The sequence below is a fragment of the Enterococcus sp. AMC1157 genome (assembly GCF_058216555.1).
The window spans coordinates 1,998,637-2,017,320 of sequence record NZ_CM177099.1 but is presented as its reverse complement, the minus strand read 5'-3'; the positions used below and the strand labels follow the sequence as shown (position 1 = coordinate 2,017,320).

16 protein-coding genes are annotated in these 18,684 nt (G+C 37.7%); 3 read left to right on the top strand and 13 right to left on the bottom strand.

Going from position 1 to position 18,684, the window contains the following annotated elements:
- Position 1: 1 nt before the first annotated feature.
- Together AC4BBX_RS09590 and AC4BBX_RS09585 are read left to right on the top strand one after the other, a co-directional pair.
- A complete protein-coding gene (locus tag AC4BBX_RS09590) occupies positions 2-745 on the top strand; it encodes a LytR/AlgR family response regulator transcription factor (RefSeq protein ID WP_490453631.1) in 744 nt (247 codons plus the stop codon).
- 80 nt (positions 746-825) lie between these two features.
- Positions 826-1,044: a hypothetical protein gene (locus tag AC4BBX_RS09585; protein ID WP_490453630.1), complete on the top strand. Its 219-nt coding sequence runs from the start codon at positions 826-828 to the stop codon at positions 1,042-1,044.
- Between the two features lie 374 nt (positions 1,045-1,418).
- On the opposite strand, the gene AC4BBX_RS09580 is transcribed toward AC4BBX_RS09585, so the two are convergent.
- Both AC4BBX_RS09580 and AC4BBX_RS09575 read right to left on the bottom strand, forming a co-directional pair.
- Positions 1,419-2,030, bottom strand: a complete 612-nt coding sequence (locus AC4BBX_RS09580; protein ID WP_490453629.1) for a YczE/YyaS/YitT family protein — start codon at positions 2,028-2,030, stop codon at positions 1,419-1,421.
- A 235-nt stretch (positions 2,031-2,265) separates the two neighbouring features.
- A complete protein-coding gene (locus AC4BBX_RS09575; protein WP_490453628.1) occupies positions 2,266-3,045 on the bottom strand; it encodes a sulfite exporter TauE/SafE family protein in 780 nt (259 codons plus the stop codon).
- A 528-nt stretch (positions 3,046-3,573) separates the two neighbouring features.
- Between AC4BBX_RS09575 and AC4BBX_RS09570 the strand changes: the two genes are divergently transcribed.
- Positions 3,574-4,581: a helix-turn-helix domain-containing protein gene (locus AC4BBX_RS09570; RefSeq protein ID WP_490453627.1), complete on the top strand. Its 1,008-nt coding sequence runs from the start codon at positions 3,574-3,576 to the stop codon at positions 4,579-4,581.
- Positions 4,582-4,603: 22 nt separating this feature from the next.
- On the opposite strand, the gene AC4BBX_RS09565 is transcribed toward AC4BBX_RS09570, so the two are convergent.
- The 11 genes from AC4BBX_RS09565 to rpoZ all read right to left on the bottom strand — a co-directional run bounded on the left by AC4BBX_RS09565 (position 4,604) and on the right by rpoZ (position 18,681).
- Entirely contained in the window at positions 4,604-5,647 is a 1,044-nt protein-coding gene (locus AC4BBX_RS09565) for an LLM class flavin-dependent oxidoreductase (protein ID WP_490453626.1), read from the bottom strand.
- Positions 5,648-5,720: 73 nt separating this feature from the next.
- Positions 5,721-6,398 (bottom strand): deoxyribose-phosphate aldolase, encoded by a 678-nt coding sequence (gene deoC, locus AC4BBX_RS09560; RefSeq protein ID WP_490453625.1) that lies wholly within the window; start codon positions 6,396-6,398, stop codon positions 5,721-5,723.
- A gap of 460 nt (positions 6,399-6,858) precedes the next feature.
- Complete coding sequence (locus AC4BBX_RS09555) at positions 6,859-9,366, bottom strand: ATP-dependent Clp protease ATP-binding subunit (protein WP_490453624.1); 2,508 nt, start codon at positions 9,364-9,366, stop codon at positions 6,859-6,861.
- 31 nt (positions 9,367-9,397) lie between these two features.
- Positions 9,398-9,880, bottom strand: coding sequence for a CtsR family transcriptional regulator (locus tag AC4BBX_RS09550; RefSeq protein WP_490453623.1), 483 nt, complete (start codon positions 9,878-9,880; stop codon positions 9,398-9,400).
- A gap of 167 nt (positions 9,881-10,047) precedes the next feature.
- Positions 10,048-12,231 carry a Stk1 family PASTA domain-containing Ser/Thr kinase gene (gene pknB / locus AC4BBX_RS09545; protein ID WP_490453622.1) on the bottom strand — a complete coding sequence of 728 codons (2,184 nt, stop codon included), beginning with the start codon at positions 12,229-12,231 and terminating at the stop codon, positions 10,048-10,050.
- Complete coding sequence (locus tag AC4BBX_RS09540) at positions 12,228-12,968, bottom strand: Stp1/IreP family PP2C-type Ser/Thr phosphatase (RefSeq protein ID WP_490453621.1); 741 nt, start codon at positions 12,966-12,968, stop codon at positions 12,228-12,230. The genes pknB and AC4BBX_RS09540 overlap by 4 nt, the downstream gene beginning before the upstream one ends.
- A gap of 78 nt (positions 12,969-13,046) precedes the next feature.
- On the bottom strand, positions 13,047-14,399 hold the full coding sequence (rsmB, locus tag AC4BBX_RS09535; RefSeq protein WP_490455801.1) for a 16S rRNA (cytosine(967)-C(5))-methyltransferase RsmB: 1,353 nt from the start codon (positions 14,397-14,399) through the stop codon (positions 13,047-13,049).
- Positions 14,399-15,346, bottom strand: a complete 948-nt coding sequence (gene fmt, locus AC4BBX_RS09530) for a methionyl-tRNA formyltransferase (RefSeq protein ID WP_490453620.1) — start codon at positions 15,344-15,346, stop codon at positions 14,399-14,401. The genes rsmB and fmt overlap by 1 nt, the downstream gene beginning before the upstream one ends.
- Positions 15,339-15,830 carry a peptide deformylase gene (def, locus tag AC4BBX_RS09525; RefSeq protein ID WP_490455800.1) on the bottom strand — a complete coding sequence of 164 codons (492 nt, stop codon included), beginning with the start codon at positions 15,828-15,830 and terminating at the stop codon, positions 15,339-15,341. The genes fmt and def overlap by 8 nt, the downstream gene beginning before the upstream one ends.
- A 12-nt stretch (positions 15,831-15,842) precedes the next feature.
- Positions 15,843-18,248 (bottom strand): primosomal protein N', encoded by a 2,406-nt coding sequence (gene priA / locus AC4BBX_RS09520; protein WP_490453619.1) that lies wholly within the window; start codon positions 18,246-18,248, stop codon positions 15,843-15,845.
- A 130-nt stretch (positions 18,249-18,378) separates the two neighbouring features.
- On the bottom strand, positions 18,379-18,681 hold the full coding sequence (gene rpoZ, locus AC4BBX_RS09515; protein WP_490453618.1) for a DNA-directed RNA polymerase subunit omega: 303 nt from the start codon (positions 18,679-18,681) through the stop codon (positions 18,379-18,381).
- Positions 18,682-18,684 lie beyond the last annotated feature (3 nt).

The window sequence follows — 18,684 nt, the reverse complement described above, 5'->3', positions numbered from 1 at the left end:
TATGTTAGAAATTTTTATTTGTGAAGATAATTTAACTCAAAGAATTCGACTAGAACGAATGATTGAAAAATATGTTCTGATGGAAGATTTAGACATGAAAATATCTTTAAGTACGGACAACCCATACGATTTGCTCGAATATATTGAACAACATCCTCAATCCCATGCCATCTTTTTTTTGGATGTTGACCTTAATAAAGAGATTGATGGCATTGAGTTAGGTGGACAAATTCGAAATCTTTGTGTGGATGGGAAAATTATTTTCATTACCACTCATGATGAATTATTGCCACTAACTTTTAAATACAAAGTTGAAGCCATGGATTACATCATCAAAGAAGATCAAGAAGAATTAGAAAATCGGGTGCGAGAAGCTCTTCAGCAAACTCAACGTCACTACACATCAGAAAGTAGTACAACTCCTAGCAATCGAATTCGCATTGAAGTGGGCAATCAAACTCGTCTTTTTAATCTAGAAGATATCATGTTTATTGAAACGTCCCCTACTTCTCATAAATTGATTCTTCATTTATCTAATAGTCAAACTGAATTTTATGGAAAGATTACTGAAATAGAACAGTTATCGGAAAGCTTCCTCCGTGTCCATAAATCTTTTGTTGCCAATCAGGAGAATATTGTACACGTTAATCGTAAAAATCGGACCTTAACTTTTCGTAATGGAGAAACATGTTGGGCTTCTACTCGACAAATTAGCATCCTAAATCAAGCGTTCAGGACAAAATAATCAACGTTCAGGGTATTTTTGGTTACTCCACTCAAATATGTTATATACTAACAGTAAATATTTTGAGGAGCTGACTAACTATGAAAAAAATTATTATCTGTCTATTAGCAATGGGAATTTTAGGAACATTTACTCCAGTAGTTTTGGCCGACACCTCTATTGACCCTGACGTAGTTGCGCCGCAATCTCATACTGGATTCAAAAAATTCTTTTCTTCTTATCCACCTAAAACATTTAATGGCAGAACATTGGTTCATGTCGAAACAACTAAAGGGGGGTACCTCGGTTGGTATCTTTAATCCGACCCACCCTATACTTGTTGACCGTAGTGCTGATTGCCATTAATTTATTTGGGTCTCCTGATGCCCAGTATCAGTTTTGGGTACTCATTGGAGCGCTGCTTTCTATCGTGACCCTGATGTTTATTGTTGCATTTGATAATCCTGATTCAGAATAAAGGATGTGATTTCTTTGAAAATGCTCCTTAGTACCTTAGGCTTGTTGCTGATTATTTTTATTTTGTTTTATCGTTTGACCCTGCAATTTTCAATTATCCAATTTGTTGTTTGCATCGCATTTCTCATTTTGCTTATGCATCTCTCTTTTTCGGAAGAAAATTAAAAAAAGGCAAGGAAAACATACGTGCTTTCCTTGCCTTTTTGATTTGACCTTATTAATTCTTGATAATTTTTGATAGCATCTTTAGATAAAATTGTAAGGAAGGACCCAACAATAAGACAATTAAAAGTGTTCCTACATGAAAAGGACCTCCTAGCAAAATTCCTAGAATCATCAAGGTACCATCGACTAACATCCGTGCCACTCGTAAAGATTTACCTAGCCATTTTTCTACAACAAACATCAAACATTCATACGCGCCAGATCCAGCGTCAGTTAATAGATACATTGCGGTTCCCATGGCAAATAGTTCTACACCTATCAATAATGAGACTAATTGAAAACCTTGAGGGATACTTCCTAAGATTTGTAAATAGTCAAATGAATTAATAAATAATCCTATTCCAAAACTATTAATAATGCTGGCTACACCAATTAATTCTCGTTGTTTAAAAAAGACAACCACTAGAATCAGTGCATTTATAAAAAGACTCACATTACCAAAACTTGTATCAATATACTGCAATATTCCTAAGATAAATGTACTTAAAGCATCTGCACCTAACTGACTGATAACAATTAAACGAATACCTAAAGCAACTAAAAAGGTTCCTATCAAAGAAAAAGAAATTTGGTAAAACAGTTTACTCGAAATATTTTTTGCCATTTTTTCCATCCTCAACCCATTCGATATTATTCTATTAATTTAAAACGTTTTCAAGGTCTTAGTATATCATATTTTTCCCGATAGAAAAGACAAAGTTACTTCAAAAAAAAAAGGAACTGTGACACAAATAATTTACAGTAAAATACCAGAACAATAGAAAATACATTTGAAATGATCATTCTATTTTGTTCGGATATCTTTGTCTTGTTTTATTTACGTTACAGTCCTCTGTAGTCTATAAAAATATTCTTACACCATTGTAGATATTTATGAATAAAACAGCTAATACTGTTACCTGAAAAATAAATGTCACTCGTTTCGTTGAAATTAATTTGCTCAACTGCACTCCTAGCCAACCACCTAAAATTGCTGAAGGAATGACGAACCAAAGCATGGGTAGATTGTAGATAACAAAACCAGTTGTTAAACCAATCGTAATTAATTTGGATAGCTGAGAGAAAAAAATGGCACAGATAGAATAAATAGCTGCCTCTTTGATTGATAAAGAAAAGAGTAACATTAGGACAGACATATTGGTTGGTCCACCGCCAATACCCATCACACTGGCTAAAAAGCCTAAAATCAATCCACAAATAATATACCAAACAATTCCCTTTAAGCGAAAGGCAGGGAGTTCAAAACGAGTATAACAAAAAGCGAAAATCAAAGTAATAATTGATAGAACAATTTGAAATAGTTGAACACTGCTCTCCTTACCAAATAGTAAAAACAGGTAATCAAAGGCGATATTGCCAAGAATCCCTCCTGCAATAGATCCCATGGCAACTCCAGAAATAATTTTCCAATTCAGATTCGTTCCTTGTTTCATTTGGCGGAAAATAGCAACAACCGACATTAAAAAGACCGCCGTTGTTGAATAAAAGGAAATAGTTGCCACAGAATCTGCAGCAATAAAGTCTAAGACTGGCTTGATAATCACACCGCCACCTAGTCCTGAAATAGTCCCTACAATATTTGCAGCGACAATTACAATAAAGTAAATAATTCCTATCATCCAAAACTCCTTTATTTTCATTCTAATTATCTTTTCTTAATCATACTAATTCTTTGCTAAATTGCCAACTTTAAAGAACCTTTTTTGGTTATTATTGATAAAAACTGGATTGTCAGTGACTAAATCTAGTGAAACTTTAAACTGATTATTATCTAAAAATCACCATTATGAACCCTTTTTTATCAATAAGACCTATTATTTGCGATTATCAGTCTTTTTTACTCATTAAGAACTTGCTATTTTTTGCTAGTCTCTTTGAAAATATCAGTTTTATAAAGATAAGTACGTAATCCTTAATGAGTAAAAACATCCCATAATTGATAAAAATGGGCAAAAATACATCAAAAACAAGTAAAAATAAATAGTAATAAAAAACAAAAGCTTGATATTATGGGGTCTTGGCGTAGTCAAAAATAAATTATGTTTCATTAACACTATTTATTTGTTCATTATGGTCTTTTTCTACTTATTAAGCCACTTTTGAAATTTATTCGCTTCATGGTACTTTGTGGAAGAGGTGATGAAAGGATGTTTCCATTATTATTAAATCGAGAAGACAAAGTTATTTATGAAGTATTTGAAGCTTTACAAGTAGTATCCCATTGTTCGTTAGAAGCACTTGCTAAAAAACTGGATAAAACACCCGACTTACTTAAAAAAAATATCCAAAACTGGCAAAAAAATCCACTTAATCGTGGAACAGGAATCAGTTTTTATCTAAACGGATCACAAATCAAAGGAATTTTTACTAAAGAAGACGGGGAGCTTTTTCTTACAACACTTTTACATCGTAGTGACTCTTTTCAGCTGCTCACTAAAATAGTTGCCAATCCTTATGCTTCGGCTACTTCTTTGCAACGCACAATGAATCTTAGTTTGGCTACTTTAAATCGTCGTATTCGTTTTCTGCAAGCATTTTTAGCACCCTATGAATTAACATTATCTTTTACACATTTTCCAACATTAAAAGGTAATCCTGCTCAACTTCGCTGGTTTGCCTGGCAAGTTTCCTTAATTGCCGATCCACCATTTGATTATTCATCAGACACTTGTTTTCAGCGATATCTTGAAGTGCATCAAGATTACCCAATCTTGTCTCATTCAAGCCATTGCCAATTTGATTCAACTTACTATCAACCACCGTTTCAACTCAATCATCGAGGATTGCTTTTCTTATGGAAACAACTAACTGGTATCGAAAAAATCTGGATTTCAAAAGACATTCACGACACTCTTGTGTTTGCGCTACACGCCCACACAAACATAAATGAATCTTTTTTTGAAGAAATCCAGCAACGATTTCATCAAATTCACTGTATTTGTTCATTTTTTTCTGGTGAAATTTGTCTACCTAAACGAGCCATTTCTACAGAGACACGACACTTAGTCAGTAGTTTTCAATACTTATTACCTGACTATGCTTCTTTATTAAATAAGCACCCTGAACTCCCATTACTTTATGAAGAAGTCTTGAGTAAATATTCTTCTTATCAACAAGGTTTATGGATCTCAGAGGACGAAAAAGAGTTGCCATGATTCACTTGGCAACTCTTTTTTATTATTCTGCTAATAATTCTTTCACTCTAGGAATCACTTTTTCTCCATATAATTGAATCGTTTTAAAGCGATCTTTTTGCAACTGTCCACCTGTTCCATAGACTAAATCAAAACGTTGGACCCCAACTGCCTGAATCATACGAGCAATCTTTTGGGCAACTGTTTCTGGACTTCCTATATAAAAAGCACCTTGTTCAATTTCAAATAGAAATTTTTCTCGACTCATTTCTGGCCATCCACGTTCTCGACCAATTTGGTCCATTGATTTTTTTAAATAGTTCCAAGCAATTTCTTGAGCTTCTTCATCAGTATCCGCAATGACACCATGAGAATGCATGCCTAAAGGATGATTTGGTTGCTCAAATTGATGGGCTGCTCGTTCATATAAATTGATAAAGGGTTTAAAACGAGTAGGTTCACCACCAATAATCGCTAACATTACAGGTAAACCATACTTCGCTGCACGGATAATTGATTCCGGAGAGCCACCTACACCGACTTGGACATCTAAAGGATGATCCATTTTAGGATACACTTGAACATTATTCAGTGTTTGCGTAAAACGACCTTCCCAAGTCACAGGTTCATTTTTTACTAATTCATTGAATAATACAAATTTTTCTTCAAATAAATCTTCATAATCTTGTAGGTTGTAGCCAAATAATGGAAAAGATTCCGTAAAAGAGCCTCGACCTAACATGATTTGTGCTCGCCCATTAGATATTCCATCTAAGGTTGCAAAACGTTCGTATACACGAACTGGATCATCCGAACTCAAAACAGTGACACCCGTCCCTAATTTAATTTTTTTTGTCACTGAAGCTAAAGCTGCTAAGACCATCTCAGGACTAGAAATTGAATACTCTTTGCGATGATGCTCCCCTAAAGCAATAATGTCTACTCCTAATTCATCAGCTAACTTGCCTTCTTCCACAATCCTTCTCAAAGATTCTCCGTAACTTAACGGTTGTTTACTTTGATCATCAAAAGCGACATCCCCAAAAGAATCTAAACCAAATATCACATTTTTCACATCTATCGTCATTCGTTTTTCCTCACATTCGTAGTTGCTATCTCTACTATAACGAATTTAAAATAAAAACCAATAAATATGCTTACTATTTGTAAGTGTATTGATATTCTTGCATGATTTTTATTCCCGCGCTCGTTCCCAAACGTTCTGCACCTGCTTCAATCATTTCTAAAGCCGTAGCTAAATCACGAATCCCTCCGGCAGCTTTAACTTTCACTGTATCCCCAACCGTTTGCTTCATTAGCTTAACATCGGCTACCGTTGCTCCAGCAGTTCCAAATCCAGTCGATGTTTTTACGAAATCTGGTTGGACTTCCTTCGCAATTTGACAAACTTGGATTTTTTCCTCATCGGTTAAATAACAAGTTTCCAGAATGACTTTGCTTAAAATTTCTCCTTTTCTTGCAGTGGAAACAATTTGTTCCATTTCTTGACGAATATAAGCTAAATCCCCTTCTTTTAATTTACCGACATTAATCACGTAGTCAATCTCATCTGCACCGTTTTGAATCGCATCCTCGACCTCAAATACTTTTGCTGCAATGGTTGTTTGTCCTAAAGGAAAGCCAATAGCGGCTCCCACATGGACGGAACTGTCTTTCAAATATTTGCGACATTGTTTGACTGGATAAGAATTAATTGCCACCATTTTAAAGCCATATTCCTCTGCTTCCTGACATAATTGTTCTAATTCAGAAGAAAGCGCATCTGCTCTCAGTAAGGTATGATCAATCATCTTGGCTAGTTTTTCACTTTCAATCATTACATAAACCTCCTTTTCTTTTATCATACTGTTTCTCATTGGTTCTGTACAAGTAAAAAAAGTGAGACTGTGCTTATAGCCAAACAACAAAAGATTCCAACCTGACAAACTTGCAAGCCATCTGTCCGCAAAGAACAGACATTATGAGAGACCGGTCTGAGCCTCTCTACAAGAGTCTCAAACCTTTCGGCATTCAAACGCCATGTTAGAAAGTAGAAATTCACTACTTTCAACATGGCGTAATTCATCCTCATCTTTAACTCATGATATCTGTCTTTTCTCCCAGTTGGCTTGCAAGTTTTGACGGATTTTTTTATGTACTGTATGTAAATGAAAAGGGATAAAAAACCTATCATATCGGCTTTTCATCCCTTAAAAATTATACTTTCTTTAACATAAACAAAAAAGATTGATGGATTTCATTCTTGTTTGCACTTATATCCCAGTCCAATTAAAATTGTTACGCCTTCTGCAAGACTTTCGCTGCTTTTGCTTCTTTGACATTCAACGTAATGGTTCCTTTAGAGGCACCAATGGTTACGTTATTACCAAAATGGATTTGACCTGAAAGTAGGGCTTCGCTTAGGCGATCTTCCACTTCTTTTTGTAAGGCACGGCGAATTGGGCGTGCACCATACTCTGGATCAAAACCAGCTTTACCAATTACATCTAAGGCTGCTGGCGTAATTTTCAATTGAATGTCTTGTTCTGCTAAACGTTTGATAATTGATTGGCTCATGATTTTCACGATTTCATGAATTTCACTTTGATCCAATGAACGGAAGACAACTGTTTCATCAATTCTATTTAAGAATTCTGGACGATAAGCTTTCTTCAACTCTTCTAAGATACGTTTTTGCATCGCAGAATGATCTTTATTCGCGTCAGTTACGTTAAAGCCGACATTTTTTTCTTCACGCAATTCGGTTGCACCAATATTGGAAGTCATAATTAGAATGGTATTGCGGAAGTCAACACGACGACCTTTAGAATCTGTCAAATGACCGTCATCTAAAACTTGCAGTAAGATGTTAAATACATCTGGATGAGCTTTTTCAACTTCATCTAACAAAATAACAGAGTAAGGTTTAGAACGAACTTTTTCAGTTAATTGTCCGCCTTCATCATAACCAACATAACCTGGAGGAGACCCAATCAAACGGCTCGTGCTGTATTTTTCCATAAATTCAGACATATCCACACGAATCAAGGAATCTTCACTACCAAACATAGCTTCTGCCAAGGCTTTCGCCAATTCTGTTTTACCAACACCTGTTGGACCTAAGAACATAAATGAACCAATTGGACGATTCGGATCTTTTAAACCACTTCTGGCACGACGAATCGAACGAGCGACTGCTTGCACTGCTTCATCTTGACCGACCACACGCTGATGGATAATTTTTTCTAAATCTAACAAACGTTCGCTTTCTTTTTTCTCCATTTGTTGTAATGGAACGCCTGTCCATTGAGACACCACAGAAGCAACATCTTCAGCAGTCACACTGTTTTCATAACCAGCTGCCTCTTTCACTTCTACAAAAGTAACCTCTGCTAAACGCTGACTTAATTCTTTTTCTTTGATTCTTAGACGAGCGGCTGTCTCAAAGTCTTGTTGACGAATCGCTGCTTCTTTTTCTTGAGATAAATCCAGTAGTTCTTCTTGCAAAAGAGCTGTTTCTGAAGCTTCATCTGCTTTGTCTAAACGAACCTTCGCTGCAGATTCATCCATTAAATCAATCGCCTTATCTGGTAATTGACGAGAATTAATATAACGTACAGATAACTGCACAGCAGCATGCAAAGCATCATCGGTAATTTCTACACCATGATGTTCTTCATAACGAGGACGCAAACCTTGTAAAATTTCCTCTGCTTCTTCAGGAGTTGGCTCATTGACTTGAACACGGGCAAAACGACGTTCCAAAGCAGAATCTTTTTCAATATATTTTTGATATTCATCTAATGTAGTAGCACCAATTGTTTGTAATTCGCCACGTGCCAAGGCTGGTTTTAGAATATTGGAAGCATCAATTGCTCCTTCAGCTCCACCGGCACCAATTAGCGTATGCAATTCATCAATAAATAGGATAATTTGTCCATCATGATAAATTTCATCAATGATTTTTTTCATCCGATCTTCAAATTCACCACGGTATTTCGTACCAGCAACTAATGCACCCATATCCAACATCATTAGACGTTTTTGTTGCATATCTTTTGGCACTTCACCATTGATAATTTTTTGAGCTAAGCCTTCAGCAATCGCAGTTTTACCTACACCAGGTTCACCCACTAATACTGGATTATTTTTAGTACGACGACTTAAGATTTGAATCAATCGTTTGACTTCATTGCTACGACCAACCACTGGATCTAAGCGTTTTTCACGGGCTAATTTCGTCAAATCACGAGCCAATGAATCTAAGGTTGGTGTACCTTCTGGCTGTTGACGGTTTTGTTGATTGCGACGATTCGCTCTGGCAACATTTGATGCCATACCACGGGGTTGATTTTGAGTATCATTCACACCCATTTTTTTCTTCAATAATTGACGCATTTTAGCTAAACTCATTCCTAGGTTTAACATAATACGTGAAGCTAGAATCTCTTCATCTCTTAACAAACCTAACAATAGATGCTCCGTACCAATTTGTTGCGCACCTAAACGTTTTGCCTCATCTCCAGCATAAGCAAAGATTTGTCTTGCTCTTGGAGAATAAGGTAAAAAGCCTCCCACTGGATAATCTTTCATTGTGCCATAACCAGTCAAATGTTCAATTTCTTCACGGATGTCGTTTTCATTGATGCCCATTTCTCTCAACGTTTTGCCAGCAATCCCGTTTTGTTCAATAATTAAAGCCAATAAAATGTGCTCAGAACCAACGGATTGATGTTTAAAATATTTCGCTTCTTCTTGGGCAATTGCTAAGACTGCTCTTGCTCGCTGTGTAAATAATTCATCCATGTTTTTCACCTCTTATATATTAATGGAGTACTTAGTAAGACGAACGAATGTCTCGGTCTTCGTAACTTAATCGTTCCAAAATACTGTGCATAATCATCGCTCGAATTATATTTTCATCTTCTGACTTGCCTAAAACTGCTTTACTAATTGTCGTTAAAAATAAATTACCTTCTCGCTTTGATAAAATACTTTCTTCATATAATTTTTGAATAATCGCAATCGCATCTTTTTCGGAAATTTCTTCCTCAAACAATTGATTGACTTGTTCTAGAAAATGATGGCAACTGGCAATTTGAATTTTTTCAATCCGAATATAACCGCCACCGCCTCTTTTACTTTCTACTGCATAACCTCGTTGAACGGTAAAACGAGTATTGATGACATAATTGATTTGCGAAGGTACACAATTGAATAAATCTGCCATCTCTGCACGTCGAATCTCGATTTTTTCACTTTCCTCAAGGATTTTCTTCAAATATGCTTCAATTAAATCAGAAGTATTTTGATGACCCATCTTTTCGTGACCTCCCTTGACTAATATTGACCTTAATTATACCCAATTTTTTCTAGCTTGGAAAGGAGAAGGCTTTTATTTAAAGAAAGGTTAAACCGACACTAGGTTTTTGAAATACTAAAAAAGGATAATCGGTCAGAAATAAGATCGATTATCCTTTTAGCTATTTAATTTGGTACTTGAATATTTATTGCATTAGATACATCTCTAGAGGCAACTTCTTCGTCATCTCGCTCCACTCTAATATGTGCATCTTCATCCTCACGAACCGTCACTCGGATGGACAATTCTCGTAAAGGAACACTTTCAGAAAGTTGCACTTGTTCGGCTTGATAACCATCTGGATGTTCATAATCTGTTAACCAGACTGTAATGGTCTGCTCTGGATTTCCATCCTCTTTAAATGTCGCATAAACCGTTACTGTGAAGTTTCGTGTTTGTACTCTTCCTGTTGAGACTTTTAATGTTACTTGATCGCCTTTATTGACTTCCGAACCTGACTCGGGATCACTTGAGATAACATTATTTTCCGCAACTGAATCAGATGCTTCTTCTTCAATAGATACTTCCAAACCTAAATCACGTAAAGCTTTATCCACTTCTGTAAGAGGTCTGTTAGCCACTGGTGGAATCGTTACTTTTTCAATTCCTGTACTGATTGTCAAAACAATATCTTCAGTTGCCGGTACAACATCTGTATCAGCAGTTGGTGTTTGACTGATAATTAAACCCTCTGCTATATCCGCACTTGCAGCTTCTTCTGTGCGGATATTGTCTTCATCAAATCCTAAACCAACAAGTAACTCCACCGCCGCTTCTTCCGTCATATGACTAAGGCTAGGCATCGAGATTGTTTCTGGTCCATCACTAACAAGTAACTCCACTTCAGTGCTTCTAGGAACAACTTCTTCCCCTTCTTCTGGCGTTTGTTCCATTATTTCACCTTTTGGAACTTCTTCGTCATTTTGGAGAGTGGTTGTGATATTGTCGCGTTCAAAACCTTTTCTTACTAATTCTCTAATCGTGTCATCCACATTTTCTCCAACATAGTCGTCCATTTCAATCGTTGGTTCACCTGTGCTGACATACAGAACAATTTCTTGCGTTGTTTTTACATTTGTTCCTGAAGATGGATCTGTTCGAATAACTTGCCCTGATTCATATTCTTCATCAGCAACTTCTTCTACTTCATCAGCAACTGTTAATCCCATGCCCTCTAGTTCTCGACGGGCTTCACTTTCAGTCATACCTGCAACCGCGGGAACCGTTACTTCTCCGCGACCTCCACCCATAGCAAAATAAATCCCCGTACCAATAACGGCAGCTGCGATTAACAGAATGAAGCCAACTAAACAGCCACGACGTTTCTTTTTCTTCGGTGGTTCTGCTACAGGCTCTGTTTTAGCCTTTTCAGGAGCCGGCATCTCTTTGAAAGACTCCGGCATCGGTGTATCTTCCTGAATTGGAGTCAACATCTTCGTTTCACCCACCATTGCCTGCGGTTCCCAACGAGGTTCATTTAGGCGTTCTGGCGAAAGAGCTGTTGCCAAATCTTCTTTCATATCATCGACTTGTTTGTAGCGATCAGCCGATTCTTTTGCAGTAGCTTTTAACACGACATTCTCTAAAGACTGAGGTAAATGATGATCAAACAGTCGAATAGAGGGAATCTCATCTTGAAAATGTTTTAAAGCAATCGTGACAGCTGATTCCCCATCGAAAGGTACTCGCCCTGTCAACATTTCATACAGGATAATCCCAATTGCATAAATATCTGATTGATTGGTCGCCATGCTACCTCGCGCTTGTTCTGGTGAAAGATAGTGCACAGAACCTAACATGGTGTTTGTTTGTGTAATAGACGTTTCACTTAAGGCGATAGCAATTCCAAAATCGGCAATTTTAACAATCCCCTCTTCATTCATCAAAATATTTTGTGGTTTTAAATCACGATGAATGATGCGATGTTCATGGGCTAAAGAAACGGCAGATAGAACTTGTTGCATAATATCCACAATCTCAGGGTAGTCCATTGGATAATGTGTTTGAATGTATCTTTTTAAATCCATTCCTTTCACATATTCCATCACAAGATATTGCATACCATCCTCTTCACCGACATCATAGACTGAAACGATATTGGGGTGGACTAATTCCGTGGCTGCTAGTGCTTCTCGCTGAAAACGACGAATAGCATCTTTATTATTTTGGAAATCATAACGTAATACTTTAACGGCTACTTCCCGATCTAAAATCAAGTCTCGGGCAAGAAAAACATTTGCCATTCCTCCACTACCGATGTTACCTAAAATCAGATAACGACCGCTTAGTTTCTTGCCAGTTTCAATCATCGAGAGTCACCTCCTAAACGAATCAATAATACCGTAATATTATCAACCCCACCTTGTGCGTTTGCTTCATCAATCAAACGATCTAACGCTTCTTCCAATGAATCGCTCGTTTCTATATACTCTTTAATGACCTCATCATGAACCATGTTTGTTAAGCCGTCAGAGCAAAGCATTAGATATTCTTGGCCTGTAATATAATGAGTAGCTACATCTACCTCAACAATCCCTGGCATACCGATTGAACGTGTGACCACATTGCGACGAGGATGATTAGCTGCCATTTCCTGTGTAATTTCACCAGACTTGACTAGAATATTTACTAGGGAATGGTCTTCTGTTAATTGATCCCACTCACCATTTCGTAATAGGTAGGTACGACTATCTCCAACATGAGCGATAGTAAACTGATCGTCTAACAAGATGACTGCTTCCAAGGTTGTTCCCATTCCATTCAAATCAGGATTCGCTTGGCCTCGCTCGTAGATATTGGTATTTTCTTCTTGAATATTTTTAATCAACCATTGGGCAGCCTTCTCACTATCTGCAATATCTGATGCTTGCCATTTTTTACCCAATTCTTCCACTGTATCATGACTGGCCACATCACCTGCTTGATGTCCACCCATACCATCAGCCAGTAGTGCTAATGTATAACCTCTTTGATTTGTAAACACGCCGGTATAATCCTGATTCGTATTACGCCTTTTTCCCACATCACTTTGATAGCGAATTTCCATCTTTACACCTCGTTCCTTTTCTCGTTCCTTTTAATTACTGATATTTAGCATTTAGAAAATAGCTAGCATTTACTATCTCTACTTGTTTTTCCGTAAACAGCTAATGAAGAATCCGTCTGTCATATATTGATGAGGATAAATCGTTAGCATGTTGTTCTTGATACTTGATTGTACCACGTTACCCACTGGGACTTCTACTAGAGAAAATTCGGGATGTCTATTTAGAAATTCGGCAACGACTTCTTGATTTTCTTCTGGAGCAAATGTGCAGGTACTGTAAACCAAAATTCCGTCAGGTTTTAAGCTAGGTGCAACACTTTCTAAAATATCTAGTTGAATAACTGGTAATTTACGGAAATCTTCTGGTTGTTTATTGTAGCGAATATCTGGTTTACGACGCATTAGCCCTAAACCAGAACAAGGTGCATCTACTAAAATTCGATCAAAATAATTTTCTGGGAAGGTTTCAGAAACTGCTCGAGCATCTAATTCTTTGGCTTCTACAACGTCAGAAACGTGTAATCGTTTAGCATTTTCTTCGATTAAAGAAACTTTATGAGGATGAATATCCAAGGAAGTCACTTTTCCGCCTTCTTCGGCATCTAAAAATGTCGCTATGTGGGTAGTTTTCCCTCCTGGTGCAGCACAAGCATCTAATACTTGATGGTTTGCTTCAACTTGTAAAGCGGGTGCAACCAGCATCGAGCTTTCGTCTTGAATGGTTAATAAACCATATCTAAATAGACTACTTCCTGCAATGTATCCTCGATCTGCCACAATTCCATAAGGAGAAACATCACTTTTACGTGCTTCAATGCCTTCTTCTAATAAAATGTCTAAAGCAGCATCGCGGGTGACATTTCTGGTGTCCACACGACAGCTAACATGACTTGGTTCAAATAAAGACAAACCAAGTTCAAGAGTTTCTTCTTCACCGATTTCATTAACTAATTTCTTCGTTAAAAATTTTGGAAGACTAATTTCGCGACTCAAGCGTTCCATCGGGTCTTCAATGGTCTCCAACGAGGGCACTCCTTGGCGTTGAATATTACGTAAAACACCATTAACAAAACGACCAATGCCTTCGTTTCCACGACCTTTGGCAATTTCTACGGCCTCATTTAAGACGGCATGACTAGGAACCTTATCCAAATAAAGTAATTGATAGACTGAAAGTTCTAATAATAGTTTGACCCAGTCATCGACTTTTTTAGCCTTCATAATAAAAGGTTGAATATAAAAAGCTAATAAACGTTGGTGACTAATCGTTCCATAAACGAGTTCAGTTAACAAACGACCATCTTTTTCATTTAATTTGCTTTTATCAATTAATTCTCTTAGTAATAAATTTGAGTAAGCTCCACCTTGATCAACACGTTCTAAGGCTTTTAAGGCAACATAACGAACAGATTTTTTCACACTTTTTTTCATCATTCATTCCCCACCATTTGTTCTACAGCGACTTGTTGACCTGAGCCATTTAAGAAGGCTGTAATTTCTTGTTTGCCTTTGCCTGCTGGTTGTAATTCATCAATAGCTAATACGGTGCCTTCTCCACAAGCAATCCACAGCTCTTTTTTATTGCGATTAATAATTGTTCCAGGTGTTGCAGTCGTTGTTTCTGCTAAAGGTGTCACTGACCAAAGTTTCCAACGCTGCCCTTGGTACATAGTGAAGGCAATCGGCCACGGACGCATCCCACGAACTTGACAGTCAATGGCTTCCGCCCTTTTTTGCCAATCAATCGCTTCTTGCTCACGAGTAATGTTAGGAGAAAAAGTTACTTTTTCTTCGTCTTGAGGAGTTGGTTTTAATGAACCATCCAAAATTTTTGGTAAGGTTGCTAACAACAATTCTTTCCCTAAAAGACTTAACTTATCAAACATTGTTCCAACATCATCTTGCTTAGTAATCGGTAATTTGCCTTGAGAATAAATGCCACCAGCATCCATTTTTTTAATCATTTCCATAATCGTCACGCCAGTTTCAGCTTCACCGTCAATAATTGAATAATGGACAGGAGCCCCTCCTCGGTATTTAGGCAATAATGAGGCATGGACATTAATCGCTCCATGAGTAGGAACCTTCAATAAGCTTTCTGGTAAGAATTGTCCAAAAGCAGCCGTCACAATGACGTCTGGTTGCAATTCAGCAATCTTTGCCATCTCAGGTGAACCAGAAATTTTTTCAGGTTGTAAAACAGGGATATTTAGACGCACTGCCGCTTCTTTAACTGGGGTTGGCGTAATCACTCGCTTTCTCCCAACTGGTCGATCCGGTTGTGTCACAACTGCCACTACTTGGTAGCCTTCATCTACTAATCCTTCTAAAATAGGGACTGAAAATTGAGGGGTACCCATAAATACAATCTTAGTCATCTTCTCGTTCCTCCATATAAGCTTCTAACTCTTCTTCTGGAATTTGTTCCAACATTTGATCCACAAATAGTTTGCCGTTTAAATGATCGATTTCATGTTGTATCGCTCTTGCCAAATAACCAAAAGCTTCTACTTCCATCTCGTCTCCTTCGCGGTCAAAATAACGAACCGTAATTTCATCTGCTCGTTCCACCGTTCCAAAAACGTGAGGGATGCTCAAACAACCCTCCACATCAATGTCACTGCCTTTTGATTCAATAATTGTTGGATTGATTAATTCAAAACGATCGCCTTCGTCAATTTCGACTACTGCCACTTGAATATTTTTTCCAATTTGGGGAGCAGCAATCCCAATTCCATCATGGGCAACCATCGTTTCATACATATCTTCTAGCAATTGCACTAATTCATCAGTAACCACCTTCACTGGTTCGCAAGGACGGCGTAACTTGTCATCTGGGTGAATAATAATTGGGTATCGCATCATGTTCTCCTTTTAAATAAAATTCAATGGCTCATTGTCGATTGACACATACAAGCCTTGGCGTTGATCTCTTTGACTGACTTCTAAAATCTCACGTAATGTTTGTGAGAGTTGGGGTTCTTTTTTATATTTAATAATCAATTGGTAATGGTAACGATTCTTGACTCGAGCCACACCACTTGGAATGGGTCCCAAGAGAATACTTTGTGGACTCAAAACTTGTTTCAATTCTTGCGCTATCTGATACATCCGCTTGGCAGCCACTTGCTCTTCTGGATGGCTACAAGAAATTTTTACCGTAAAATAATACGGTGGATAACCACTTTGATGACGCATAAACATTTCCTGTTGATAAAAACGTTCATAATTTTGGGCTTGGGCTAAGACAATCGCATGGTGCTCTGGGTTAAAGGTTTGAATGACTACTTCACCGGCTTTTTCTGCTCGACCCGCACGTCCACTCACTTGGGTTAATAGTTGAAAGGTTCGCTCGCTGGATCGAAAATCTGGCAAATTTAAAGCTGTATCCGCATTTAAAACCCCTACTAAAGTAATGTTGGGAAAATCTAATCCTTTAGCAATCATTTGAGTCCCTAACAAAATATCTGCTTCTCCCGCTCCAAAAGCTTGCAAAATTTTCTCATGAGCACCTTTTTTTCGCGTGGTATCGACATCCATTCGTAAAATACGTGCTTCCGGAAATAGGCCTTGCAGTTCTTCTTCAACTTTTTGCGTCCCTGTTCCATAGTAACGAATTTTATCTCCGCCACAATCCGGGCAACGATGAGGAATCCCTTCTTCATGCCCACAGTAGTGGCAACGCATCGTTTTGGTGTCCATGTGTAAAGTTAAAGAAATATCACAGTTCGGACAAGGTAAGACATACCCACAATCACGGCACATCACAAAAGAAGAATACCCTCGACGATTCAGTAAAAGAACGATTTGTTCTTTATTGGCTAAACGATCGGCGATTTTTTCTTGTAAAACACGCGAAAAGGTACTGGTATTTTTCTTAGAAAATTCATCTTTTAAATCGATGACTTCAACACTTGGTAAATTGGCATGAGGATTGGCACGGTGCGTTAAGGTCAATAGACGGTAGACATCTCGTTGTCCTCTCGCACGAGATTCTAACGAAGGGGTCGCACTACCTAATACAACTGGACAACCATGATAGTTCCCCCGCCAAATCGCCAAATCTCTGGCATGGTATCTTGGCGTTTCATCCTGTTTATACGAAGCCTCATGTTCTTCATCGACAATAATCACACCAATATTTTTTAAAGGTGCAAAAATAGCTGAACGAGCTCCAACAACGACTTGAGCTTCCCCACGTTCAATTTTTCGCCACTCATCGTATTTTTCTCCTTGGGATAAACCACTATGCATAACTGCCACCGCTTCACCAAAACGACTCTTAAATCGTTCCACCATTTGTGGAGTTAAGGCAATTTCTGGCACCAGCATAATCGCGGTTTTTTCTTTGGCTAACAAAGAGGCAATCGTTTGTAAATAGACTTCGGTTTTCCCACTTCCTGTGATTCCTTCTAAGAGAAAGACTTCTGATTTTGCTTGTGCTTCCGATGCTAAAATAGCCTCTACAGCATCTTGTTGCTCAACATTTAATGCTAGCGAAGTTGTCCGTTCAAACGCTCGATCTTGATAGGGATCACGATAAGCTTCGACCTCTTCTAATTCCAACCAACCGTTTGACACGCCTTGGTTTAAAACACTGCTTGAAATTCCTTGTTCCGTATAAAAAGCACTAGGCTTTGTCGGATGCTCCAAAAGCAAGGCAACTAGTTGCTCTTGACGTTTAGCACCCTTACGAATTTGACTATGAATCTCTTGTAAATTCTCTTCTGTAACAAGACTTTTGACGTAACGAATCGTTTTAACTTTGTTTTTATTTTTTACAAGGTACTGAATTTCAACAATATTATCTGCTCGCAACTGTTTCATTTGCTTTAACAAACCTAATTCTTCCGCTGCTTCCCAATTCAGGGTATCACCGTCTTTAAAGTACGTTTCTTTAATCGGATGTGTGGGATCTTTTAAGAGAATTTTTTTCTGATATTCTGCCTTCATCACACCAGGAAGCATGGTTTGTAAACAAGTGATTTTAAATGAAAAGGTTGTTTCTTTCATATAGTCAGCTAACTGCAAAAGCTCCTTATTTAAAACTGGTGATAAATCTAAGGTGCGAACAATCGGTTTTAATTCGGCTTGATAGTCAGTGGTTTCAGATAAACGCGTCACAAAACCTTGAATCCGACGACCTCCCTCACCAAAAGGTACCTCGACTCGCATACCAACCTCGATCACTTCTTGCAAATTTTCTGGGACAAAATAAGTAAAGGGTTGATCCGTCTGCATGGTCGGTACATCTACAATGACTTCTGCGAATACTGGCATCTTTTCTTCCCCCTTTTTCTTAGTTGTTTGTTGTCACATTCTACTATATTTTACTAAAATTGCCTTCTTTTGTCTGTATTCTGGTCAAAACAAAATGAAAAGAGTCTGGAACCAGTCCAGACCCTGCAAATTATATCTTTTCTTGACGAATACGTTGTTCTAATTCTTTTTGTTCTCTTTCTTGTTGCGCTTTACGCTCTTCTGCTTCCATTTTCAAACGAGCACGTTTTACTTCTGGATGTGGATCACTAATAACTGTTTCTGCTTCAATTTCTTCTAAAGCTTGACCGACACTCTTAACAGAATCAAATGAATCTAAGGTTGCTTGTGCGCCTCCGTCTAACTCGTGGGCACGTTTACTTGCTAAGATAACTAATGAATATTTTGAATTCACACGATCCAACAATGAATCGATTGATGGTTTTAACATCATATT